21 protein-coding genes and 1 pseudogene are annotated in these 22,075 nt (G+C 63.6%); 4 read left to right on the forward strand and 18 right to left on the reverse strand.

Features of this window, described 5'->3' with window-relative positions; all coding sequences use genetic code 11:
- Positions 1-88 precede the first annotated feature (88 nt).
- The 5 genes from RIN61_RS25290 to RIN61_RS25310 are packed head-to-tail and all read right to left on the reverse strand — an operon-like array spanning position 89 to position 4,397.
- A complete protein-coding gene (locus RIN61_RS25290; protein ID WP_313854869.1) occupies positions 89-517 on the reverse strand; it encodes a hypothetical protein in 429 nt (142 codons plus the stop codon).
- A 34-nt stretch (positions 518-551) separates the two neighbouring features.
- A complete protein-coding gene (locus tag RIN61_RS25295) occupies positions 552-1,499 on the reverse strand; it encodes a lysylphosphatidylglycerol synthase domain-containing protein (RefSeq protein WP_112251769.1) in 948 nt (315 codons plus the stop codon).
- Positions 1,499-2,701: a cardiolipin synthase ClsB gene (gene clsB, locus RIN61_RS25300; RefSeq protein WP_112251770.1), complete on the reverse strand. Its 1,203-nt coding sequence runs from the start codon at positions 2,699-2,701 to the stop codon at positions 1,499-1,501. Before clsB ends, RIN61_RS25295 begins: the two co-directional genes overlap by 1 nt.
- Complete coding sequence (locus RIN61_RS25305; RefSeq protein ID WP_112251771.1) at positions 2,698-3,483, reverse strand: endonuclease/exonuclease/phosphatase family protein; 786 nt, start codon at positions 3,481-3,483, stop codon at positions 2,698-2,700. Before RIN61_RS25305 ends, clsB begins: the two co-directional genes overlap by 4 nt.
- A complete protein-coding gene (locus tag RIN61_RS25310) occupies positions 3,480-4,397 on the reverse strand; it encodes a DUF72 domain-containing protein (protein WP_112251794.1) in 918 nt (305 codons plus the stop codon). The genes RIN61_RS25305 and RIN61_RS25310 overlap by 4 nt, the downstream gene beginning before the upstream one ends.
- Before the next feature lie 166 nt (positions 4,398-4,563).
- On the opposite strand from RIN61_RS25310, the gene RIN61_RS25315 reads away from it, so the two are divergent.
- A complete protein-coding gene (locus RIN61_RS25315; protein ID WP_112251772.1) occupies positions 4,564-4,938 on the forward strand; it encodes a low affinity iron permease family protein in 375 nt (124 codons plus the stop codon).
- Positions 4,939-4,960: 22 nt separating this feature from the next.
- The gene (locus RIN61_RS25320) at positions 4,961-5,512 is read left to right on the forward strand and encodes an ATP-dependent Clp protease proteolytic subunit (protein ID WP_112251773.1); all 552 of its coding nucleotides are present in this window, start codon (positions 4,961-4,963) and stop codon (positions 5,510-5,512) included.
- A gap of 120 nt (positions 5,513-5,632) precedes the next feature.
- On the opposite strand, the gene RIN61_RS25325 is transcribed toward RIN61_RS25320, so the two are convergent.
- Entirely contained in the window at positions 5,633-6,031 is a 399-nt protein-coding gene (locus RIN61_RS25325; RefSeq protein WP_215520875.1) for an NUDIX hydrolase, read from the reverse strand.
- A gap of 81 nt (positions 6,032-6,112) precedes the next feature.
- Positions 6,113-9,919 carry a CheR family methyltransferase gene (locus RIN61_RS25330; protein WP_207879330.1) on the reverse strand — a complete coding sequence of 1,269 codons (3,807 nt, stop codon included), beginning with the start codon at positions 9,917-9,919 and terminating at the stop codon, positions 6,113-6,115.
- Positions 9,920-10,194: 275 nt separating this feature from the next.
- Here RIN61_RS25330 and RIN61_RS25335 point away from each other — a divergent pair, with 275 nt between their 5' ends.
- Together RIN61_RS25335 and RIN61_RS25340 are read left to right on the forward strand one after the other, a co-directional pair.
- Positions 10,195-10,404, forward strand: coding sequence for a con-10 family general stress protein (locus RIN61_RS25335; RefSeq protein WP_085625071.1), 210 nt, complete (start codon positions 10,195-10,197; stop codon positions 10,402-10,404).
- Positions 10,405-10,572: 168 nt separating this feature from the next.
- Entirely contained in the window at positions 10,573-10,842 is a 270-nt protein-coding gene (locus RIN61_RS25340) for a DUF6555 family protein (protein ID WP_046614159.1), read from the forward strand.
- Between the two features lie 256 nt (positions 10,843-11,098).
- On the opposite strand, the gene RIN61_RS25345 is transcribed toward RIN61_RS25340, so the two are convergent.
- The 11 genes and pseudogenes from RIN61_RS25345 to paaK all read right to left on the reverse strand — a co-directional run bounded on the left by RIN61_RS25345 (position 11,099) and on the right by paaK (position 22,069).
- A complete protein-coding gene (locus RIN61_RS25345; RefSeq protein WP_313854882.1) occupies positions 11,099-11,269 on the reverse strand; it encodes a hypothetical protein in 171 nt (56 codons plus the stop codon).
- A gap of 157 nt (positions 11,270-11,426) precedes the next feature.
- On the reverse strand, positions 11,427-13,478 hold the full coding sequence (gene paaZ / locus RIN61_RS25350; protein ID WP_313854884.1) for a phenylacetic acid degradation bifunctional protein PaaZ: 2,052 nt from the start codon (positions 13,476-13,478) through the stop codon (positions 11,427-11,429).
- A gap of 27 nt (positions 13,479-13,505) precedes the next feature.
- Positions 13,506-14,738 carry an OprD family porin gene (locus RIN61_RS25355; protein WP_112251778.1) on the reverse strand — a complete coding sequence of 411 codons (1,233 nt, stop codon included), beginning with the start codon at positions 14,736-14,738 and terminating at the stop codon, positions 13,506-13,508.
- Between the two features lie 40 nt (positions 14,739-14,778).
- A pseudogene (locus tag RIN61_RS25360) lies at positions 14,779-16,347 on the reverse strand (cation acetate symporter); the annotation flags it as partial.
- Positions 16,338-16,646 carry a DUF485 domain-containing protein gene (locus RIN61_RS25365; RefSeq protein ID WP_004376242.1) on the reverse strand — a complete coding sequence of 103 codons (309 nt, stop codon included), beginning with the start codon at positions 16,644-16,646 and terminating at the stop codon, positions 16,338-16,340. The gene RIN61_RS25365 and the pseudogene RIN61_RS25360, both read right to left, overlap by 10 nt.
- 169 nt (positions 16,647-16,815) lie before the next feature.
- Positions 16,816-17,892: a 1,2-phenylacetyl-CoA epoxidase subunit PaaE gene (gene paaE, locus RIN61_RS25370; RefSeq protein WP_215520871.1), complete on the reverse strand. Its 1,077-nt coding sequence runs from the start codon at positions 17,890-17,892 to the stop codon at positions 16,816-16,818.
- Between the two features lie 15 nt (positions 17,893-17,907).
- Positions 17,908-18,441: a 1,2-phenylacetyl-CoA epoxidase subunit PaaD gene (gene paaD / locus RIN61_RS25375; protein ID WP_313854891.1), complete on the reverse strand. Its 534-nt coding sequence runs from the start codon at positions 18,439-18,441 to the stop codon at positions 17,908-17,910.
- Positions 18,428-19,186, reverse strand: coding sequence for a 1,2-phenylacetyl-CoA epoxidase subunit PaaC (gene paaC / locus RIN61_RS25380; RefSeq protein WP_112251782.1), 759 nt, complete (start codon positions 19,184-19,186; stop codon positions 18,428-18,430). The genes paaD and paaC overlap by 14 nt, the downstream gene beginning before the upstream one ends.
- Before the next feature lie 8 nt (positions 19,187-19,194).
- Positions 19,195-19,476 (reverse strand): 1,2-phenylacetyl-CoA epoxidase subunit PaaB, encoded by a 282-nt coding sequence (gene paaB / locus RIN61_RS25385; protein WP_013972614.1) that lies wholly within the window; start codon positions 19,474-19,476, stop codon positions 19,195-19,197.
- A 25-nt stretch (positions 19,477-19,501) separates the two neighbouring features.
- Complete coding sequence (gene paaA / locus RIN61_RS25390) at positions 19,502-20,491, reverse strand: 1,2-phenylacetyl-CoA epoxidase subunit PaaA (RefSeq protein WP_112251783.1); 990 nt, start codon at positions 20,489-20,491, stop codon at positions 19,502-19,504.
- 258 nt (positions 20,492-20,749) lie between these two features.
- A complete protein-coding gene (gene paaK / locus RIN61_RS25395) occupies positions 20,750-22,069 on the reverse strand; it encodes a phenylacetate--CoA ligase PaaK (protein ID WP_112251784.1) in 1,320 nt (439 codons plus the stop codon).
- Positions 22,070-22,075 lie beyond the last annotated feature (6 nt).

Below are 22,075 nucleotides of genomic sequence, written 5' to 3' on the forward strand. Positions count from 1 at the left end.
CAGGGATAACGCAGTCCTTGCGGCCAATGCGGTCGGTGTGGGAGCTGGCTTGCCGGCGATAGGGCCGGTACAGGCCATAACAGACGGCTCAATGAGTCTGCCAAATGCCATTGCTACGCTCGCAATCAGTGCGGGCCTGGCCCAGGCTGGGGGTGTCGTAGTAGTAGGTGATGACCCGCGCATCCTTGGGCAAAGCCAGCCTGTCACCGCCGGCGGCCTTGGGGTTGGCCAATGCTTCCTGGGTCAACGGCGCGATGCAACTGCCTACACTGCCATCCGCACAACGCGCGACCTTGTGCTTTTCGCTGTTGAGCATGTCCTTGCTCTCGTTGCTGCACGACCAGTTGATCGCTTCGGCGGGCAGGTTGCTGTAGCTGTAACAGCTGTGCCGCTCCACCGGCGTTACCGCCTCGCTGGAGGAACGGGTGAGCACATTGCAGGCTTCGGCCAAGGCCTGGCCGCTGACCAGGCTGGCCACCATCAGGATGAACATCGGCTTCAAGACAGCGCCACGCATTTGCCACCTCCCGGGCCAATGGCCCTTGTCAGCTCTAGGCAGGCTTGTCGCGCCGGCGCATGGCCTTGGCGCGCTTTTCCAGGATCAGGTAGGTAAGCACCGCCAGCAACAGCGGCACCAGATAGTACAGCGTGCGGTACCCCAGCAGGGCCGCCACCAGCGTACCCTGGGCAAGCTGCCCGTGCAGCAGGGCCAGGAACACCGTTTCCAGCACACCCAGCCCGGCCGGGATATGCGCGACCACACCCGCCACGCAACTGATCAACAGGATGCCAAGTATCGATGGATAGAAGGCTTCGCCAGGTAGCAACCAGAAGATCAGCAGTGCCATCAGCGCCCAGTTGCTGGCACCCAGTACCACCTGACACAGCGCCAGGCGCAGCGATGGCAGCGTTACCTCATGCTCGCGCCAGCGCCAGGTGCGCTTTTTGGCGAAACCACAGGCCAGCAGGTAGCCTGCGGCAATCGCCAGCAAAACCAGGCCGATCAGTTGCAGTCCGCTGGCGCCGACCGCCCAGTTGGCAGGCAGCTCGACCAAGCGCAAGGCGAACACCGTGCCAGCCAGCAGCATGTAACCCATCCAGTTGGTCAACAGGCCCAGGGTGATGATGCGGGTGATGGTTGCCGTGTCCAAGCCCAGGCGGCTGTAAAGCCGGTAGCGCAAGGCCACACCACCCACCCAGGTGGTGAAATTGAGGTTGAAGGCATAGCACACGAAGGCCACTGGCAAAACCTGGCGAGCCGGCAGGTGGTGGCCGGTGTAGGCCCGGGCCAGCAGGTCGTAACTGGCGAATGTCAGGTAGCTGCACCCGGCCAGCGCCAGGCCGATGGCCAGGGTGCCGGGCTTGTAGGCCAGCAACGATTGGCGTACCTCGTTCCAGTCCAGGTTGCGCGCCAGCAGGTACAGCAGCACAGGGATCAGGATCAGGAATGCCAGGGTGAACAGCCGTTTGCCCCAGGTTTGCCAGTGTTTTCGCGCCATCAGGTCTTGCCCTCGTGATAGTCACCCTGAGCCTCGGCTTCTGGTTGCAGCGAACGCAGGTGCTGGCGGTGCGCCGGGAACCAACCGGCAATCCGCGGGAAATGGCGGATCACGTGGAAGCACAGGAAAATCAGCGGCGCGCGCCACCAGTAGCCGCGAACCATGCGTTCCAGGGTGACCGGCTTGCATTGTTCGCGGGCCAGCGCCTGCAGGTGCTGGTTGAGTTGGTGATTGAAGGCGCGATCACGGATGAACAGGTTGGCTTCCAGGTTGAACGACAGGCTCAATGGGTCCAGGTTGCTGGAGCCGACCGTAGCCCACTGGTCGTCCACCAGCGCCACCTTGCCGTGCAACGGCCGCTGGCAGTACTCGTGAATGGCCACACCGTCGCGCAACAGGTAGTTGTACAGCAGCCGCGACAGCGCCCGCACCCAGCGCATGTCCGGCTGGCCCTGCAGGATCAACCGCACCTCCACGCCTCGCCGGGATGCATTGCGCAGTTCGCGCATCAGCCGGTAGCCCGGGAAGAAATACGCATTGGCCACCACGATACGCTGCCGGGCACTGCGAAACGCTTGCAGGTAATGGGCCTCGATATCGGTGCTGCGCACCCCGTTGTCACGTTCGACCAGCACTGCGCTGCAAGTGCCGGCAGGCTCGGTCAGCGGCCGTACCGCGCTGGGCGGCTGCAGTACCGGCGACATCAGGCGCTTGCTGGCGGCATGCACCTGCGCCACCACCGGGCCGGCGACCTCCACTGCATAATCCTGCTTGGCCATGGCACCAAAGTCGCCCAGGTGGTCGGCGCTGTAGTTGATGCCGCCAATGAACGCCCGCTCGCCGTCGATCACCACGATCTTGCGGTGCAGGCGCCGGAACAGGTTGGTGCGCATGCCCACCAGTCGCGGCTGCGGGTCGAAGGCGTGGAAACTGACCCCGGCATCGGTCATGGCCGCGATGAACGGCGCAGGCAGGTCGGCCGTGCCGTAGCCATCCACGGCCACTTCGACACGCACTCCGCGGCGGGCGGCATCGATCAGTACCTGCTGCAATTGCTGGCCAACCTTGTCATCGAAGATGATGAAGGTCTCCAGCAGGATTTCCTCGCGTGCCTGGGCCATGGCCTCGAACACGCGGGGGTAATATTGCTCGCCATTGATCAGCAACTGCACGCTGTTGCCGTCTACCCAGGGTCGGTTCACAGGTTGATCTCCGATGCCAGAGGGGCGTGGTCGGAAAGGTGCGACCACGGGTATTTCGACAGCACCTGGGCACTGCCGGGCATGGCGTTGCGCAGGTAGATGCGGTCCAGGCGCAACAGCGGCAGGCGCGCCGGAAAGCTGCGCGCCGGGGTGCCGAAATGCTCGCCGAAGGCTTCTACCAGGTGTTCGCACAGCACCGCATCGGCCTTCAGCCGCCAATCGTTGAAGTCGCCGGCCACGATCACCGGCGCCTTGGGCGGCAGGCTGTCGAGCAGGTCCAGCAGCAGCTTCACCTGGCGTTGCCGGTGGGCCTCGCGCAGGCCCAGGTGCACGCACACCGCATGCACTTGGTCATGGCCCGGCACCTCCAGCTGGCAATGCAACAGGCCGCGCTGCTCTTTGCCCTGCACCGAGACGTCGAGGTTGTCGAAGCGGCTGATGGGGAATTTCGACAGCAGCGCGTTGCCGTGGTCACCATGGGGGTACACGGCGTTACGGCCGTAGGCGAACTGCGGCCACATGCTGTCGGCGAGGAACTCGTACTGTGGCGTTTCCGGCCAGGCTGGGTGGCGCAGGGCATGTTGCTGGTGGCTGCCGTGCACTTCCTGGAGGAACACCAGGTCGGCACCGGTGGCCCGCACCGCCTCGCGCAGTTCGGGCAGGATGAAGCGCCGGTTGAAGAAGGTGAAGCCCTTGTGCACGTTCAAGGTCAGTACATTAAGCCGATGCACGGCGGTGATCTTGTCGATGATGCAGTGCGGGGCAGGCAGTGTCCTGTTCACAGGGTCACCTCCGGCACCACGCCAGGCTCGGTCATCAGCTCATGGTCCAGCGACAGCTTCTGCAACAGGCGCCGGGCGTCATACGGCGCATGCACTTTCTGGTCGTTGTCGAAATAGCAGTAGACGTCACGGGCGGCGCGCCGTGGCGGCGGCCCGGGCACGACCAGCTGGGCATCGTCGGCCTGGCCGCCCTGGCTCCACAGCTGGATGCGCTGCTTCCAGCGCCGCAGCGCCTGGGCGGTATAGCCACTGCTGTACAGCTCGACATCGCCATGCAGGCGCATGTACACGAAGTCGGCGGTAAGGTCTTCGACATACGGCCATTTCCCGGCGCTGTCAGCCACTACCAGCGCCACCCGGTGCTTGCGCAGCAACTTGATGAAGGCTTCGCACAGAAAGCTTTCGTTGCGGATTTCCACGGCGTGGCGCAGCCGAGCATTACCCTTGATATCTGTGCTGCCGTTGCCCTGCAGGCGTTGAGCACAGCCCTGTGCGCATTCGCGCGCAGCCTTGCGGCTGTGCGGTAAAAGTTCGAGAAAACGGGCGAACCGGGCCTCGTCGAACTTCATGTTCGGTGGAAACTGCCACAGGAACGGGCCCAGTTTCTTGCCGAGCAGCAGCGGCCCGGAAGCAAAAAAATTGGCCATGGGTTCTTCGATGTCCTTGAGCCGGCGTACATGGGTGATGTAGCGCGGGGCCTTTACCGCGAACACGAAGCCGGGGGGTGTTTCGTCATGCCAGCCCCGATAGCGTTCGGGCGTTTGCAGGCTGTAGAACGAGCCGTTGATTTCAATGCTGTTGACCGCTCGCGAAGCGAACGCCAGTTCGTCGTCCTGCGGCAGGCCCTTCGGGTAGAAATCCTTGCGCCAGGGGCCGTAGCGCCAACCAGAGATGCCGATGCGGATATCGCTCACGCTGCCTTCCTCATTGCCGGGTCCTTGTTCGGTCACTCTGAAGGTGCGACTGGTGAACAGCGGCCAGGGTTCAGCACGGTTGACCAACGGAAAAGGCGGATGCCGCGTTGAACTTTGTGGCCCGTGACGTTTCCACCCAATAGTTGCTACGAGGAAGGGTGCCAGGATGAAATTCGACCGTTTCGCCCAGTGGCTGGCCAATTGGGCCGGCCGCCCGCTGACCTTTGGCATCGCCTGCCTGCTGATCCTGAGCTGGGCGGTGACCGGGCCGTTGTTCGGTTTCAACGACACCTGGCAACTGGTGATCAATACCTCGACCACCATCATCACCTTCCTCATGGTGTTCCTGATCCAGAACACCCAGAACCGCGACAACGACGAACTGCACATCAAGATCGATGAACTGTTGCGCACCACCCAACAGGCGCACAAGGCGCTGCTGGACCTTGAAGACATGGATCCGGCCGAGCTGCATGCCCTGCGCAAGCAGTACCGGCAGATGGCCGGGCAGGGTGACGATGCGCAGAAAACCAAGGAATGATCTGCCAACACCGGAGGCAAGCATGGCCAGACATATCGTCCACTTCACCGGGCCTATCAACTCATCCACCTGCGGCAACCTGATCAACACCTGTTCGCGGGCGTTGCAGCAAGGCGCCGATGTCCTGCAACTGAACATCGCCACCATGGGCGGCGAGTGCAGTTACGGGTTTACCTTGTACAACTTTTTGCGGGCGTTACCGGTCGCGGTGCATACCCACAACCTGGGCACTGTGGAGTCCATGGGCAATATCCTCTTTCTGGCCGGGGAACGGCGCACGGCATGCAGTTACAGCAAGTTCCTGTTCCATCCGTTCCACTGGACCTTGCATGGCTCGGTCGACCACTCACGTATGGCCGAATATGCAATGAGCCTGGACTACGACCTGCGGCTGTATGCACAGATCGTCGCCGAGCGGACGGAAGGGGCGGATGAGGTGCTGGATGTGCCACGTTATCTGATGGCCTACCCGCGAATACTCGGGCCCCGGGAGGCACTGGCGAACGGGATGATCCATGCCATAGACGAGATGCCGATCGAGGTGGAGGCCTGCCAGTGGAGTGTGCATGCCTAGCAGTTTGCAGGGCAGGCCTCTTCGCGGGTGAACCCGCTCCCACAAGGGGTTCCACAGGTATTCCACTGGACCTGTGGGAGCGGGTTCACCCGCGAAAGGGCCGGCACAGGCAAAAAAGGCCTATCTCACCGATGCTGCCGTCGCCCGATCACACGCCAGCAACGAGCGGATCAGCAGCTTGATCTCGTCCTTGAGCATGGGCACCTGGTCCAGATGAGCGAACCGGCAATCGGCAATCTCGTGCAAGGCCTTGGGGTGCGGGGCCTCGATGAACTCCGCCTCGAACACATAATGCATGCGCTCTGCCGCTTCATGGCGCATCAACAAGGTCAGTGATTCTGCCTGCAACCCGGTTTCTTCAAGCAATTCACGCTCCGCCGCCTGTACCGGCGTCTCGCCGGGTTCGATCTTGCCGCCGGGAAGGGTCCAGGCGGCGTTGGGCTTTCTTACCCACAACCATTTATGGGTTTGTTTGCCATGCCGGCAGATGATGGTGGCGCGATGCTTGACTGGCTTCATTCAGGCTCCTGGGCGAATCCCTCATTCCATGAAGATTCGGCCCCTGGCAGCAATGAACGTTGCGTTGAATGCGACCAATGGTCAGTAAGGCACCGAGCCGCTCAGTGCTTCGATGGCCTCCACCAGCTCGTCATAGCCCACAGGCTTGTTCAAGTGCCGGTCGAAGCCCGACTGGCGTGACTTGTACTGGTCGGCGCTGGCGCCATAGCCGGTCAGGGCGATGGCGGGGGTATGGCGCAGGTGCGCATGGCCACGCAGGGCCTTGATCAACGCATGCCCGTCCATCACCGGCATGCCGATGTCGGACAGGATGATGTCGTATTCCTCACCCGAAGCGGCGTCCAGGGCCTCACGCGGCTTGCTGAAGGCATGAACAGTGGCGCTCTCCATTTCCAGCAGCTCCTGCATTACCGCCAGCACCTCTACGGAGTCATCCACCAGCAACACGCGAATACCATTCAGGCGGCCCTCGCTCAGTGGCTCCGAGCCCCGCTCACGCTGCGGGTGCTGGATTGCGCAAAGGGGCAGGGTGACCGTAAAGGTGCAGCCCAGGCCAAGCCCCGGTGATGTGGCGCGTACGCTACCACCATGAGCCTCGGCCAGTTGCCGTACCAGGGACAGGCCGATGCCCAGGCCCTCGCGGCTGTGGCTGGCCTGTTGCGGCGCAGCCTGGCTGAACAGGTCGAAGATGTGCTCCAGGCTGTCGTGGCTCAGGCCCACGCCATGGTCTATCACCTGCAGGCGCGCGTGGTCTTCGTCGTGGCTCAGCACCAGGCGTATCTCTTTGCCTGCCGGGCTGAATTTCAGCGCGTTGTTCAGCAGGTTCCAGATGATCTGCTCCAGGCGGGTTACGTCACCCTCGATCACCACCGGCAGGCTGTCGGCGGGCAGCTCCAGGCGAACCGGGCAGGGATGTTGCTCGCTCACTACCACGCCATGGATGCCCTGCAGGACGGCGAGCAGATCCACAGGCTCGGTCTTGAGCTTGAGCTTGCCAGTACGAATGCGCGCCACATCCAGCAGGTCGTCGATGATCCGCGCCTGGCTGGTTACCGCATCGCAGATGGTACCAACGGCCTTGCTCGCTGCACTGATGTTCCTGAGCGACGGCAGGCGGCGCAGGATTTCGGCGTTGAGCTGGATCAGGTTGAGCGGGTGCTTGAGTTCATGGGACATGACGGCGAAGAACTCGTCCTTCATGAGGCTGGTGTTCTGCGTCTCGGCCAACTGCTTGCTCAGGCGCTCTTCGCCCTGGCGCACGCGCTCTTCGGCGGCATGGCTGCTGCTGATGTCGATGAAGGTCAGCACCGTGCCGTCGATCTTCTGCTCGCTGGAGCGATAGGGCAGCAGGCGCGCCAGGTACCAGTGATCGCCCTGGCTACCGATCTCACGCTCGATGATGGCCTCGCCCTGGGCCACGGCGCGAGCATCGTCAGCCAGTGCCGGGTAATCCAGGCGATGGGTGATGTCGAGCAGGGAACGGCCGGTATCGACCGGCAGCATGTTGAACAGGTCGGTGGCGCGCGGCGTGAACCAGCGGATATGCAGGTTGCGGTCGACAAACACCGTGGCGATCTCCGTGCAGGCGATCAGGTTGCTGAGGTAGTCGTTGATCTTGTCGGTTTCTTCGACCTTGTTCTTCAGCTCGTAGTTGACCGTAAGCAACTCCTCGTTGATCGATTGCAGCTCTTCCTTGCTCGTTTCCAATTCTTCGCTGGCCGAACGCAACTCCTCGTTGATGGCCTGCATCTCTTCGTTGGAAGCGGTCAGCTCCTCGCTGGAAACCTCTGACTGCTCGATGGTTTCCTGCAGTAGCAGGCGAGTGCGCAGCAGTTCGCGCTCGAGGTTGTGCAAGACCATGCTGTCGGTCTGGCGGATGACGCCTGGCAACGGCAGGGACGGGTCGGGCGCGCGCTCTTCGAATACCACCAGCAGGCAATCGCTGGCGCCGAGGTCGTCCTTGTACGGCTGCACGGTGATCTCCACCTGCAGTCTGCCCATGGATTCCGCCAGGTCGACAGGGCGCGAGGTCACCGCCTCGGTACCCTGACGCGCCTGGAACAAGGTGCTGCGCAGGGCCAGGCGCAGGGGCGGCAGCACCAGGTTGAGCAGGTTGCGGCTCGGTTCGCCCCCGGCCAGTTGCAGGAAGCGGCCCACGCCTTCGCTCATGTGCAGGATATTGCCGTCGATATCGACGATCAGGCTATGCGGCATGCGCCGCGCCAGGGCACGATGGTGCAGGTCGGCGAAGGATGGCTTGCGCCCCGGTTTGGCCTTGGCCAGTGTTTCCTGCGGCATGCTGGCGGCAGAAGTACCGGGCAGCTGACGGCCAGGTTTATGGCCAGGTTTATGGCCAGAGTTACGGCCGGCATTGCTGGCATCCAGTGCGCGGAAAATGCGATTGCGCTTGTCCACCGGGGTGAACAGTTCGTTGACCACGTCGGCCGACTCGGACGAACCGAGGAACAGGTAGCCACCTGGGCGCAGGGCGAAGTGGAACATCTGCAGGATGTCCCGCTGCACCTCGCGGTCCAGGTAGATCAGCAGGTTGCGGCAGACAATCAGGTCGATCTGCGAGAACGGTGGGTCCGACAACAGGTTATGACGGGCAAACAGCACCTTTTCGCGAACCTCTTTTCGCACCCGGTAATGCTGGTCTTCCTTGAGGAAGAACTGGCGCAGCCGGCTGGGCGGCACATCGGTGACGATCGCTTCGGAATAGGAGCCACTGCGGGCAATGGCGATGGCGCGTTCGTCCAAGTCAGTGGCGAACACTTGTACCTTGCTCGTGCGCTGTTCCAGTGCCAGCTGCTCGCAAACCAGTATGGCCAGGCTGTACGCCTCCTCGCCGGTGGAGCAGCCCGCCGACCATACGCGAATCTCGTCCGCGCCCTCGGCAGGGTCGCGTTCGCAGGCCAGTTGCGGCAGCACATGACGCTCCAGTGCTTCGAAGGCTTCGCGATCACGGAAGAAATTGGTCACGCCAATCAACATGTCGGCCAGCAACGCCCTGGATTCCGCGGGGTGCTGTTCCAGGTAATGCAGGTAGGCCGCCAGGTCCGCCTGGCCGGTTACATGCAGGCGGCGCTCGATGCGCCGCAGCACCGTCGCGCGCTTGTAGTGCTGGAAGTCGTGGCCGGTATTGCTGCGCAATTGCAGCAGGATCTCCTCGAGCATCGGCTCGCAAGCCTGGGCATCGCCGGCACGGGTACCCAGGGCCGGGGGCAGGGTGTCGTCCTCGATTTCCGGGAGCCTCACCTGACGGGCATTGCGCCACAGCTCCAGCAGCTTCTGCGGCATTTCTGCCGCCGGCAGCACGAGGTCGACCATGCCGGTCTCGATGGCAGCGCGGGGCATGCTGTCGTACTGGGCGTCGTCCGGGGTTTGCGCCAGGGTCACGCCGCCTTGCTCCTTGATCCGCGACAGGCCCACGGCACCATCGGCACCGGTACCGGACAACACCACGCAGAAGGCGTGGTCCTTGTGCACGTCAGCCAGGTCACGGAAGAACAGGTCGATGGCCACGTGGTCGCCACGGCGCCGGTTGGCCGGGGTCACGCGCAGGTAGCCATCGTTGGTGGACAGGCGATTGGCCGGTGAAATCACATAGATGTGGTTGCGCTCGATCGGCACCGGCTCGGTCACCTGGCGCACCGGCATTTGCGTGGTCTCCTGGATGATGCGGTCGGCGACGCTCTGGTGGTCGGGGGACAGGTGCAAGACCACGACGAAGGCCATGCCGCAATCGCCGGGCATTTGCCGGAACAGCGTACAGATCGCTTCCAGGCCGCCTGCCGATGCACCGATGCCCACCACCGGGAAATCCAGGTGGCTGGGGCTGAGCGCCGGGTTCTGGGGCGAGGCAGGTTGTTTGGCGGACGACTTCATGGACGGAGCCTTGTACAGACCGGAACGTTCCGCCCGAAGCAGCATCATCGGGCGTGTGTGTGGCGCGATTATAGGCCGTCGCCATGTTGTTGAGACCTCCGCCGGCAAAGGAAAGTGCGATCCACCTGCTTCCGCCACGCAAACCTTTTGCCGGCCCATGTTTGGTGCCACTGGTCAGTTGCCAGTAAAACCATTGAGCAGACTTTGTGATCGGCGGCTCGGAACCAAGGCATGGCAAACATCCATGCGACCCATCCATCGCAAGGAGATACCAAATGGCGCAGGATCAAGAGCGAGCCAGCCAGCGCGGCGGCACCAAGGAAACCAACCCAGGCAATTTCGCCAATGACCGGGAACGGGCCTCCCGCGCAGGGCACAAAGGCGGGCAGGCTTCTGGCGGCAACTTCGCCAATGACCGCCAACGGGCATCGGAGGCCGGCCGCAAGGGCGGCCAGAACAGCCATGGCGGGGGGCGCCAACAGTGAGCTGAAGGGTTACCGGACACCCGGCACCCGCTGGGCCGGGTGCCGGCCGAGCTCTGCGTACCGAGGCTGCAATAGCCTTTGATCCCTATTGTTCGACGATTTTTTGAATCTTCTGGCCGTGCTCCGATCAATCAGGGTGTCATCCATGGAGAAAGGGAGGCCCCTGCGATGCCTAGCCCACAGTTATACATCATCGATTACCAACTGCATGGCCAGCCGCGCAGTTTCATCATTCGTCTGGAGACGCTGGACAATGCCGAGGCCTGGCATTGGGCAAGCTGCGATGCGGGCATCGGCATCATCCCCAAGTTCGGGCGCGAAAAAATCAGAAAAGTCAGCAGGCCGATGGCCGAGCGCTACGGGATTACCGCGGTGAGCTGGCGGGTATCCGGCGGCAAGCCGAACCAGTCGGTAGGTGGGCCGGCGGCGACCATGTGATTCCCCGACTGCACAATCCGTGCGGGAACAAACGTCCTGCTCAAATTCTAAAAGTTGGCACGATCCTCTGTGGGAGCGGCTTTAGCCGAGAACACCGGCGCAGCCGGTGCCATGCACCGCGTTGGATTCTTCGCGGCTAAAGCCGCTCCCACAGGGTACGAGGATCGCTTGCGAATTCCGTTATCTGTGCGACAGCGCGGCCCAAAGGGTTGGGCAATCTCCCCACAGGGGATCGCGCAGACCGTCTGTATGACGGTCAGGCACCGGATTCGGGGTCGCTGGCCGGTACACCCGGGCGGTTTTCTTCGTCATCAGCCACATTGGGGTCGGCATCCGGGTCATCTGCCCGGTCATTGCGCTGGTCCGGCTCAAGCTCTGGCCAGTCATCCTGTGCGCTGCCGCCACCCATTCCCATCAAGCCATTCATCTCGCAACCCTCGCTCTCGATGAAAAAAACGGCCCGCGATCAGGCGGGCCCAATACAGGAGTGAGAGGCGAAGCCATTGACCACCCCTCATTGAATGAGAGCGGCAACAGCCAGGGGAGGTCGGTTGGATTGCCACCGCCCCTGACCAACGGCACTGTCAGGGCTTTTTCAGCACCAGGGTGAGAATGTCGTAGCTGGCGACCAGCTCGCCCAACTGGTTGGTCACCTCCACGTCCCAGGCCACCACGCCCTGGGGCTGGCCCAGTGGGCTGGTCTTGCCCTGGTCGATCTTGCGCTTGCAGGTCAGGCGCGCCTGGATGGTGTCGCCGATGCCCACCGGGTTGATGAAGCGCAGGGTGTCCAGGCCGTAATTGGCCAGTACCGGGCCTGCCCCCGGGGAGACGAACAGCCCGGCCGCTGCCGACAACACGAAATAGCCGTGGGCGATGCGCTTGCCGAACTGCGACTGCTTGGCGGCGATCTCGTCGAAATGCATGTAGAAATGGTCACCCGACAGGCAGCCGAAGTTGACCAGGTCGGCTTCGGTCACGGTGCGCCGGTGGGTGAGCAGCGACTCGCCGATGCGCAACTGCTCGAAATAGCGGCGGAACGGGTGCACTTCGGTTTCGATCACTTCGCCACCGCGCACATATTCGCCGGTAACCGCCGTCAGCATGCTCGGCGAACCCTGTACTGCGGCACGCTGCAGGTAATGCTTGACGGCACGCAGGCCTCCGAGCTCTTCACCACCGCCCGCGCGGCCCGGGCCGCCGTGCTTGAGCTGCGGCAATGGCGAGCCATGCCCCGTGGATTCCTTGGCCGCCTCGCTGTCGAGTACCAGCAGGCGGCCATGCCAGGCAGCGGCCACCGGGATGGCCTTGGCTGCCACGCTGCGGTCGGCGGTGACCAAGGTTGCCACCAGGCTGCCTTTGCCTCGCGCGGCCAGTACCAGGGCTTCATCGAGGTCGTCATAGGCCATCAACGTGCTGACCGGGCCGAATGCTTCGATATCGTGGGCGCCACCTTCGGCGTGCGGGTCGCGGGCCTGCAGCAGGGTCGGGGCAAAGAACGCGCCCTCGGCCACACCCTCACCACGCGGCGCAAAGCCATCGCTGGCGCCGAACAGCTGGTCGCAGCTCTGCAGCAGGCTACGCACCCGCTCGGCCACATCGTGCTGCTGGTCGTGAGAGGCCAGGGCGCCCATGCGCACGCCTTCCAGCGACGGGTCGCCGACCACCACCTTGGCCAGCCGTTCGCGCAGGCGCGTGGCAACGGCGTCGATGTGCCTGGCCGGTACGATGGCGCGGCGGATGGCGGTGCATTTCTGCCCGGCCTTGGTGGTCATTTCGCGGACCACTTCCTTGATGTACAGGTCGAACTCTTCGCTGTCCGGGGTCACGTCCGGCCCAAGGATGGCGCAGTTCAGCGAATCCGCTTCGGCGGTGAACGGCACCGAGTTGCGCACCAGGTTCGGCGTGACACGCAACTTGGCGGCGGTGTCGGCGGAGCCGGTGAAAGTCACCACGTCCTGGCCCTGCAGGCGGTCGAGCAGGTCGCCGGTGCTGCCGATCACCAGTTGCAGGCTGCCTTCGGGCAACAGCCCGGATGCATTCATCAGGCGCACCACGGCCTCGGTCAGGTAGCTGGTCGAGGTCGCCGGTTTGACGATGCACGGCATGCCGGCCAGGAAGGTCGGGGCGAACTTCTCCAGCATGCCCCAGATGGGGAAGTTGAAGGCGTTGATGTGCACCGCTACGCCGGCACGCGGCACCAGGATGTGGCTGCCGGCGAAATGGCCTTGCTTGCCCAGGGGTATGGCCGGGCCTTCATGCACCAGGTTGCCCGACGGCAACTCGCGACTGCCGATACCCGCATAGGAGAACAGCGTGGCGTTGCCGCCTTCGATGTCGATCCAGCTGTCGGCACGGGTCGCGCCGCTGTGGTGGGACAAGGCGTAGAGCTGCTCCTTGTGCTCGGCCAGGTACAGGGCCAGTGCCTTCAGGCGCGCGGCGCGCTGCTGGAAGTCCATGGCCATCAGCGTGGCCAGACCACGAGCACGGGCAAAGTCAACGGCTTCGGCGAAATCCGGGCGCTCTTCGTGGCTGTAGGCCAGAACGTGGCCATCCAGGGCGCTACGCAGGGCCTGGGCGCCATGCTGGCCAAGCCAGCGGCCGGCGATGAAGCTTTGCAGGGTAGGGGCGGCAGACATGCTGTTCTCCAATGTAGAGGGGCGCTGTTACCACAGCGCCACGGTATAGCCGATGATCAGGCGGTTTTCGTCCACGGCGTTGGTCAGGCCGTTGCCGGAACGGAAGGTGACGTTGCGCCAGCGCAGGCTGACGTCCTTGAACGGGCCGCTCTGGATGACATAGGTGATGTCGGTGTCGCGCTCACGCTCACGGCCATTGCTGACGGTGGCGGTTTCGGCGTGGCGGCCATCGGTGTAGCGGGTCATGAAGCTCAGGCCGGGGATACCCATGGCGACGAAGTCGTAGTCGTAACGCAGCTGCCACGAGTCCAGCCCGGCGCGGGTGAAGGTGTTGTAGGTGACCAGGTTGACGGTGAAGGGGTCGCCGCCGTTCACGAACGGGAAGGCACTGTCGCCGGACATCTGCTGCCAGGCGGCGGTGAACTTGTGGGCCCGTACGCCGAGGGTGAACATGGCGTTGAAGTTGCGGTTGTCGATGTTGCCGGCACGCTCGGCGCCGTCGTTGCGGCTGTCGAAGTAGCGCAGGTCGGTGCGCAGGCTCAGGCCTTCGCCCAGCGGGCGGGTATCGATCAGGCCGACGAACTGCTGGCGGTAGATGTCCTCGAGCTTTGCGTAGTAGTAGCTGATGCTGGTTTGCGGGGTGATGGCGTAGCTGCCGCCGCCGAAGTCCAGGTGGTCGCTGCTGGCGGCGCCGTAGCCGATGTCGTCGCGGCCCGAGGAATCACGCAGGTTGGCCTTGGTCAGGCGGCCGCCGTTGAAGGTCAGGCCGGCCAGGTCCTGGCTGGTGAGCAGGCCGCCCTGGAAGGTGGAGGCCAGCAGGCGGGTGTCGTTGTACACCACCACCGGCAGGATCGGTTGCAAGGTCCCCAGGCGCAGGGTGCTCTTGGCCACCCGCACCTTGCCGGTGAGGCCCAGTTCGCTGTAGTCATCGACCGGTTCATGGCTGTTCGGGCCGAAAGGCAGCAGGCCGGTATTGCGGCGGTCGCGGCTGGAGTCGAGCTTGATCCCCAGTTGGCCCATGGCGTCGACACCAAAGCCGACCGGGCCTTCGGTGAACCCCGACTCCAGCTTGGCGGTAAAGCCCTGGCCCCACTCCTCGGCCTTGGCCTGTGGTGCGTTGCTCTGGCGGAAGTCGCGGTTGAGGTAGTGGTTGCGCAGCTCCAACCGGGCGTGGCTGTCACCGATGAAATCTGCCATCGCCGGCATCGGCAGGGCGAGGGTCGCCAGCCAGGCGGCCGAAATGAAGTGCGTGCGGTTCATTGTTGTTGTTTTACCCGACATGGTTGTTCTTCCCTGAGAGTCAGTGCTTGCTGGCGCCGGCAGCGCCGATTCCGGTCATGGAGCGGATGAACTGCGCCAGGTAGCGGCCACGCTCCTGGCTGGCGCGCTCGGAGCTGTCAGTGACCGAGAACACCCAGGCGCCGAGGAAGGCCAGGCTCATGGAGAACAGCGCCGGGTTGCTGTAGGGGAACAGCGCCTTCTCGTTATGCAGCACGTTGACCCACACCGCCGGGCTCAGTACCACCAGCAGCACCGCCGAAACCAGGCCGGCCATGCTGCCGCACACCGCGCCGCGAGTGGTCAGGCCTTTCCAGAACATCGAAAGCAGCAGTACCGGGAAGTTGACCGAAGCGGCCACGGCCAGCACCAGGCCGGAAAGGAAGGCGATGTTCTGCGACTCGAACATCAGGCCGAGGATTACCGCCAGCAGGCCGATCAGCAGCGTGGCGATACGCGACACGCGCATTTCCTCCTGCTCGCTGGCCTTGCCCTGGCGCACCACGCAGGCATACAGGTCGTGGGAAACAGCCGATGCACCGGACAGCGCCAGGCCGGCGACCACCGCCAGGATGGTGGCGAAGGCCACGGCGGAGATAAAGCCGAGGAACAGATTGCCACCCACGGCCTGGGCAAGGTGCACGGCGACCATGTTGCCGCCGCCGATGATCGCGCCGGTGGCGTCACGGTAGGACGGCTCGGTGCCGACCATGACGATGGCACCAAAGCCGATAACGATCAGCAGCAGGTAGAAGTAGCCGATGAACCCGGTGGCATAGAACACGCTCTTGCGCGCTTCCTTGGCATCGCTGACGGTGAAGAAGCGCATCAGGATATGCGGCAGGCCGGCGGTACCGAACATCATGCCCAGGCCCAGGGAAATGGCATCCACCGGGTTGGACAGCAAGCCACCCGGGGCCATGATCGCCTGGCCCTTGGCATGCACGGCCACGGCGCTGGCGAACATCGCCTCGGTGCTGAAACCGAAGTGCTTGAGCACCATGAAGGCCATGAAGCTGGTGCCCGACAGCAGCATCACCGCCTTGATGATCTGCACCCAGGTGGTGGCGAGCATGCCGCCGAAGGTGACGTAGGCGACCATCAGTACGCCGACCAGCATCACCGCGTACAGGTAGCTGATGCCGAACAGCAGTTCGATCAGCTTGCCGGCACCGACCATCTGCGCCACCAGGTACATCAGCGCCACCACCAGGGTGCCGAAGGCCGAGGTCAGGCGCACCGGGGTTTGCGCCAGGCGGTAGCTGACCACGTCGGCGAAGGTGTACTTGCCCAGGTTGCGCAGGCGCTCGGCGATCAGGAACAGGATGATCGGCCAGCCGGCCAGTACGCCCAGGGCATACAACAGGCCGTCGTAGCCGTTCATGAACATCATTGCCGAAATGCCCAGGAACGAAGCGGCGCTGATCATGTCACCGGCGATCGCCAGGCCGTTCTGCATGCCAGTCAGGCCCCCGCCGGCGGTGTAGAAGTCGCTGGCCGAGCGGGTGCGCATGGCAGCCCAGCGGGTGACCAGCAGGGTGAAGCAGACGAACACCATGAACATCGAGATGGCGGTCCAGTTCATTGTGCGCACTCCTGCTTGACCTTGTCGTTGAGCGGGTCGAGCACGTTGTTGGCGCGGTGCACGTAGATACCGGTCAGGGCGAAGGACAGCAGCACCATCAGCACGCCCACCAGCATGCCGACGGTGGTGACGCCACCGCTGAGGGACTGGCCGAGGGTGCTGGGCGAGAACGCTACCAGCAGGACGAAGCCGTAGTAGATCACCAGCATGGCCAGGGTCAGGCTGCCGTTGAGGCGGCGTTTGCGCTGCACCAGGTGCTGGAAGTCGGGGTGGTTGGCGATGCTTTCGATGCGTTCGGGTGTCATGGGTTGCGATCTCTGGGTGTTGTAATTGTTTTGTTGAGGTCACGCGGGTGTTGCGGTGTTGCTTAGGGCCTCTTCGCGGGTAAACCCGCTCCCACAGGTAGGGCGCTGCTCTCGGGTCTTGTGCAGTCCCTGTGGGAGCGGGTTCACCCGCGAAGCAGGCAACGCGGTTTCAGAGCTGGTCGAAATCGAGCACCACCTTGTCGCTCACCGGGTAGGTCTGGCACGACAGCACATACCCCGCTGCCACTTCGTAATCCTCCAGGGCATGGTTGCTGTCCATTTCCACTTCGCCCTCGATCACCCGGCACTTGCAGGTCGAGCACACGCCGGCCTTGCACGAGTACGGCAGCTCGGCGCCGATGGCATTGCCGGCGTCCAGCACGTTCCGGGTATTGCGTGGCAGGTCGAAGGTGAGGGCGCGGCCGTCGCTGATCACGGTGATGTGGCTGAGCGCCGAGTCCACCTGGCGCGCCGCCTCGCGGGCTTCACGACGGGCTTCGCTGCCGGCGGCGGCGAACAGCTCGAAATGGATGCGTTCCTTGGCCAGGCCATTGGCCCGCAGGCTGTCGCGCACGGTTTCGGTCATCGCCTGCGGGCCGCAGATAAACGCTGCATCCAGGCCAGGAACGTCCAGCCAGCGCGAGAACAACTGGCCGCACTTATCGGCATCGATGCGGCCGTTGTACAGGTCGACATCCTGCTGCTCGCGGCTGAACACGAAAATCAGGTTCAGGCGGTCGAGGTAGCGGTTCTTCAGGTCTTCCAGCTTGTCGCGGAACAGTGCGCCAGAGCTGGAGCGGTTGCCGTACAGCAGGGTGAAACGGCTGTGCGGCTCGCTGGCCAGGGTAGTGGCAATGATCGACAGGATCGGAGTGATGCCGCTGCCGGCAGCCACGCCCAGGTAGTTGCCCTGGCGGGCCGGTTCCAGTGGCACGAAGAAGCTGCCCGATGGCGGCATCACTTCCAGTTGCTGGCCGGCCTTGAGCACGTCATTGGCAAATGCCGAGAAGCGCCCGCCAGGCACGCGCTTTACCGCCACACGCAGTTCGCCGTCCTGCACGGCGCTGCAGATGGAATAGGAGCGGCGCACTTCTTCGTTATCCAACTGGGTACGCATGACCAGGTACTGGCCCTGGGTGAAACGGAATTGCGCCTGCAGGTGCTCGGGCACGTCGAAGGCAATCGATACCGCATCGCGGGTCTCGGTGCGCACTTGCTTGATGGTCAGGCTGTGAAACTGGCTCATGGCGTTCTCCACGGCTCAAATGCATTTGAAATAGTCGAACGGCTCCAGGCACTCGCGACAGCGGTAAAGCGCCTTGCAGGCCGTGGAGCCGAACTGGCTGAGCAATTCGGTATGGGCGCTGCCGCACTGCGGGCAGCACACCTGCGGTGCCTCGCCGAGCAGGCTGCGCTTGCTGACGCTGCCCTGTGGTGGGGCGATGCCATAGGCGCGCAGGCGCTTGCGGCCCAGTTCGCTGATCCAGTCGGTGCTCCAGGCCGGGGTCAGCCGACGCTCAAGGGCCGGCGCGGGGAAGCCGGCCTGTTCCAGCGCCTGGCGGATATCCCCTTCGATCACCTCGGTGGCCGGGCAGCCGGAGTAGGTCGGCGTGACGACCAGATGCAGGTGGCCACCGTGCCAGCCGAGGTCACGCACGATCCCCAGGTCGACCACGCTGACCACGGGCACTTCCGGGTCCATTACCTGGGCCAGTACCGCCCAGGCCCGGGCCAGGTCGTCGCTTTGTTGCGCGCGGGCGCCACGGTCGCCGGCAATCAGCTCACCAGGTTGCATCGGGGTACGCCCTCGGCAGGAACTGCATCTCGGCCAGCAGCAGGCCCAGGTGCTCGGTGTGCAGGCCTTTGCGACCGTCCAGGTAAAAATGGCTGGCGGCCTTGGGCAGCGGCAGCTCGACCGAGGTGAAAGTCTCGCCAACCTGCTTGAGCCAGGCCGCGCCGACGGCAGCGGGGTCGGCAGCGACACCTGCCTGCGCCAGGTGCACTTCATTGTCGCTACCGGCGACCAGTTCGACGGTGAAGCGCCACAGTGCAGGGATGGCTGCGAGCATGCGTTGGCGGCTTTCTTCGGTGCCACCGCCCAGGCGCTGCACCCACTCGCTGGAGCGGCGCAGGTGGTAGGTGACTTCCTTCAGGGCCTTGGCGGCGATACCGGCGATACGCTCGTCGTTCGAGCCGACCAGGCCCTGCAGCACGGCGAAATGCCAGGCGTCATACAAGAACTGTTTGGTCATGGTCACGGCGAAATCGCCGTTGGGCTGCTCGACCAGCAACAGGTTGCGATAGGCCCGTTCGTCACGGCGGAAGGCCAGGGCGTCGGCGTCACGGCCATCATCGAGCAGCTCGGCGGCGTACTCCAGCCAGTTGCGCGCCTGGCCTACCAGGTCGAGGCCGACGTTCATCAGGGCCAGCTCCTCTTCGATGGCCGGGGCGCGGCCACACCATTCGCAAAGGCGCTGGCCCTGAACCAGGGCACTGTCGCCAAGCAGCAGCAGGTAGGGGGCAAGGGCTTCGTTATGCATGGCCAACCTCACATGTGCCCGACTTCGTCGGGCAGTTCGTAGAAGCTGGCATGGCGGTAGACCTTGTCGTCTGCCGGGGCGAACAGCGGGTCTTTCTCGTCCGGGGAAGAGGCGGTGATCAGTGCCGAGGGCACCACCCACAGGCTCACGCCTTCGCTGCGGCGGGTGTACAGCTCGCGGGCGTTTTCGATGGCCATGGCGGCATCGGCGGCATGCACGCTGCCGACATGCTTGTGGTTAAGGCCGTGCTTGCTGCGCACGAACACTTCGTAGAGGGTCCAGACAGACATTTTCGATCTCCGCGTCAATCGCCGCTCAGGCGGCGTTCTTGTTCTGTTGCTTGCGCGCGTAGGCCACGGCGGCCTCGCGTACCCAGGCGCCGTCCTCGATGGCCTTGCGCCGGGTGGCGACACGTTCCTGGTTGCACGGGCCATTGCCCTTGATCACTTCGTAGAACTCGTCCCACTGGATTTCGCCGAAGTCGTAGTGGCCACGCTCGGCGTTCCACTTCAGGTCGGGGTCGGGGGCGGTGCAGCCGAGCAGCTCGAGCTGCGGCACGGTCTGGTCGATGAAGCGCTGGCGCAGTTCATCGTTGGTCTGGCGCTTGATTTTCCAGGCCATGGACTGGGCGCTGTTGGGGGAGTGCTCGTCGCTGGGGCCGAACATCATCAGTGCCGGCCACCACAGGCGGTTGATCGCGTCCTGGACCATGTCCCGCTGGGCCTGGGTGCCGTGGCGCATCATGGTCAGGAGCATTTCGTAGCCCTGGCGCTGGTGGAAGCTCTCTTCCTTGCAGATGCGGATCATCGCGCGCGAATACGGGCCGTATGAGGTGCGCTGCAGCACCACCTGGTTGACGATGGCAGCGCCATCGACCAGCCAGCCCACTGCGCCCATGTCGGCCCAGCTGAGGGTGGGGTAGTTGAAGATGCTCGAGTACTTGGCCTTGCCGCTGTGCAGCTTGGCGATTTCTTCGTCACGGTCGGCGCCCAGGGTTTCCATGGCGCTGTACAGGTACAGGCCGTGACCGGCTTCGTCCTGGATCTTGGCCATCAGCTGCAGCTTGCGCTTGAGGCTGGGGGCGCGGGTGACCCAGTTGCCTTCGGGCAGCATGCCGACGATTTCCGAGTGGGCGTGCTGGGAGATCTGCCGGATCAGGGTCTGGCGATAGGCTTCGGGCATCCAGTTCTTGGCTTCGATCTTGATTTCGGCGTCGATCTTTTCCTGGAAGTTGCGCTCCTGGGGCGACATTTCTTCCAGCGACTTGACGCGCTTGACTCCGGTTTCCACTAGCTGTGCGTACATGTGCTGCGACTCCTGCTAAGGCATGAGTCATTTGTAAGCGATACAAAACATAACGTCAAACAGTTTTAGGTGTATCGAATAAGATTTGTGTATCACATTGGCGGCCCTTTCGCGGGTAAACCCGCTCCCACAGTTCGTGTGCATCCCCCTGGCATGATGCGATTCCTGTGGGAGCGGGTTTACCCGCGAAGAGGCCAGCCGAAAAAACGCAAAAAAAAGCCCCGGACGATGCCGGGGCTGAAAACGCAGCCGAATGAATCAGCTGGCCAACCGTTTGTCGAACACGTGGCAGGCCTTGCCCTCGGAACGCTTGAGCGCACCGCAGGGCTGCAACTGCACCTGGGTGCTGATGCCAATGTAGGTCTTTATCTGTTTGCTCAGTTCGCCGACAACAAGCTTGCGCTGGCCTTCATCAAGGTGCTGGCACTCGGCACGCAGCTCCACATGCACCTCGACACTGTCCAGGTTGCCATTGCGATACAGATGAATCTCATAAAGTTCTGAAAGCTGTTTTATTTTCAGCACCTGCTCCTCAATCTGGGTCGGGAACACATTGACCCCACGAATGATCAGCATGTCATCGCTACGGCCGGTGATCTTGCCGATTCGCCGCATCGGCCTGGCAGTACCGGGCAGCAGGCGAGTGAGGTCGCGCGTGCGGTAGCGCACCATTGGCAACGCTTCCTTGCTCAGCGAAGTGAACACCAGCTCGCCCAACTGGCCGTCCGGCAGCACTGCACCGGTGACCGGGTCGATGATCTCGGGGTAGAAGTGGTCCTCCCAGATGGTCGGGCCATCCTTGGTTTCGATGCACTCCATCGCCACCCCAGGCCCCATGATTTCCGAGAGGCCATAGATGTCGAGCGCATCGATGCCCAGCCGTTGCTCGATAGAACGGCGCAGCTCGTCGGTCCACGGCTCGGCGCCGAATATGCCCAGGCGCAGCTTGAGGTCTTGCGGGTCGATGCCCTGACGCTCGATCTCGTCGGCCAGGTTTAGCATGTAAGAGGGGGTGACCATGATGATGTCGGGCTGGAAGTCGCGAATCAGCTGCACCTGCTTCTCGGTCTGGCCACCGGACATGGGGATCACCGTGCAGCCCAGGCGCTCGGCACCGTAATGCGCGCCAAGCCCGCCGGTGAACAGCCCGTAACCGTAGGAGACATGCACCTTGTCACCCTTGCGCCCACCTGCAGCACGGATCGAGCGGGCGACCACGTTGGCCCAGGTGTCGATGTCGTTCTGGGTGTAGCCCACCACTGTGGGCTTGCCGGTGGTGCCACTGGAGGCGTGCAGGCGGACCACCTCTTGCTGGGGCACCGCGAACATGCCGTAGGGGTAGTTGTCGCGCAGGTCGTTCTTGCCGGTGAAGGGGAACTTCGCCAGGTCTTCGAGGCACTTGAGGTCGGCGGGGTGGGCGCCGCACTCGGCAAAGCGCTGGCGGTACAGCGGCACGTTGTCATAGGCGTGCTTCAGGCTCCAGCGCAGGCGCTCCAGCTGGTGCTGGCGCAGGGCATCGACGCTGGCGGTTTCCATCGGGTCCAACAGGGCACGATCGGCATCATGGTACATGTTCATGGCTTC

Origin of the sequence: Pseudomonas inefficax, from assembly GCF_032164165.1 — a bacterium.
GTDB classification, from domain to species: domain Bacteria; phylum Pseudomonadota; class Gammaproteobacteria; order Pseudomonadales; family Pseudomonadaceae; genus Aquipseudomonas; species Aquipseudomonas inefficax.

Excerpts from the sequence above, each read along its gene's own strand:
- RIN61_RS25290 (WP_313854869.1), bottom strand. The coding sequence starts at position 517 with ATGCGTGGCGCTGTCTTGAAGCCGATGTTCATCCTGATGGTGGCCAGC.
- RIN61_RS25295 (WP_112251769.1), bottom strand. The coding sequence starts at position 1,499 with ATGGCGCGAAAACACTGGCAAACCTGGGGCAAACGGCTGTTCACCCTG.
- RIN61_RS25345 (WP_313854882.1), bottom strand. The coding sequence starts at position 11,269 with ATGAATGGCTTGATGGGAATGGGTGGCGGCAGCGCACAGGATGACTGG.
- RIN61_RS25365 (WP_004376242.1), bottom strand. The coding sequence starts at position 16,646 with ATGACACCCGAACGCATCGAAAGCATCGCCAACCACCCCGACTTCCAG.
- paaE (WP_215520871.1), bottom strand. The coding sequence starts at position 17,892 with ATGAGCCAGTTTCACAGCCTGACCATCAAGCAAGTGCGCACCGAGACC.
- paaC (WP_112251782.1), bottom strand. The coding sequence starts at position 19,186 with ATGCATAACGAAGCCCTTGCCCCCTACCTGCTGCTGCTTGGCGACAGT.
- paaA (WP_112251783.1), bottom strand. The coding sequence starts at position 20,491 with ATGTACGCACAGCTAGTGGAAACCGGAGTCAAGCGCGTCAAGTCGCTG.
- paaB (WP_013972614.1), bottom strand. The coding sequence starts at position 19,476 with ATGTCTGTCTGGACCCTCTACGAAGTGTTCGTGCGCAGCAAGCACGGC.
- RIN61_RS25355 (WP_112251778.1), bottom strand. The coding sequence starts at position 14,738 with ATGAACCGCACGCACTTCATTTCGGCCGCCTGGCTGGCGACCCTCGCC.
- RIN61_RS25325 (WP_215520875.1), bottom strand. The coding sequence starts at position 6,031 with ATGAAGCCAGTCAAGCATCGCGCCACCATCATCTGCCGGCATGGCAAA.
- paaK (WP_112251784.1), bottom strand. The coding sequence starts at position 22,069 with ATGAACATGTACCATGATGCCGATCGTGCCCTGTTGGACCCGATGGAA.
- RIN61_RS25330 (WP_207879330.1), bottom strand. The coding sequence starts at position 9,919 with ATGAAGTCGTCCGCCAAACAACCTGCCTCGCCCCAGAACCCGGCGCTC.
- RIN61_RS25335 (WP_085625071.1), top strand. The coding sequence starts at position 10,195 with ATGGCGCAGGATCAAGAGCGAGCCAGCCAGCGCGGCGGCACCAAGGAA.
- RIN61_RS25340 (WP_046614159.1), top strand. The coding sequence starts at position 10,573 with ATGCCTAGCCCACAGTTATACATCATCGATTACCAACTGCATGGCCAG.
- RIN61_RS25315 (WP_112251772.1), top strand. The coding sequence starts at position 4,564 with ATGAAATTCGACCGTTTCGCCCAGTGGCTGGCCAATTGGGCCGGCCGC.
- RIN61_RS25320 (WP_112251773.1), top strand. The coding sequence starts at position 4,961 with ATGGCCAGACATATCGTCCACTTCACCGGGCCTATCAACTCATCCACC.
- paaZ (WP_313854884.1), bottom strand. The coding sequence starts at position 13,478 with ATGTCTGCCGCCCCTACCCTGCAAAGCTTCATCGCCGGCCGCTGGCTT.
- paaD (WP_313854891.1), bottom strand. The coding sequence starts at position 18,441 with ATGCAACCTGGTGAGCTGATTGCCGGCGACCGTGGCGCCCGCGCGCAA.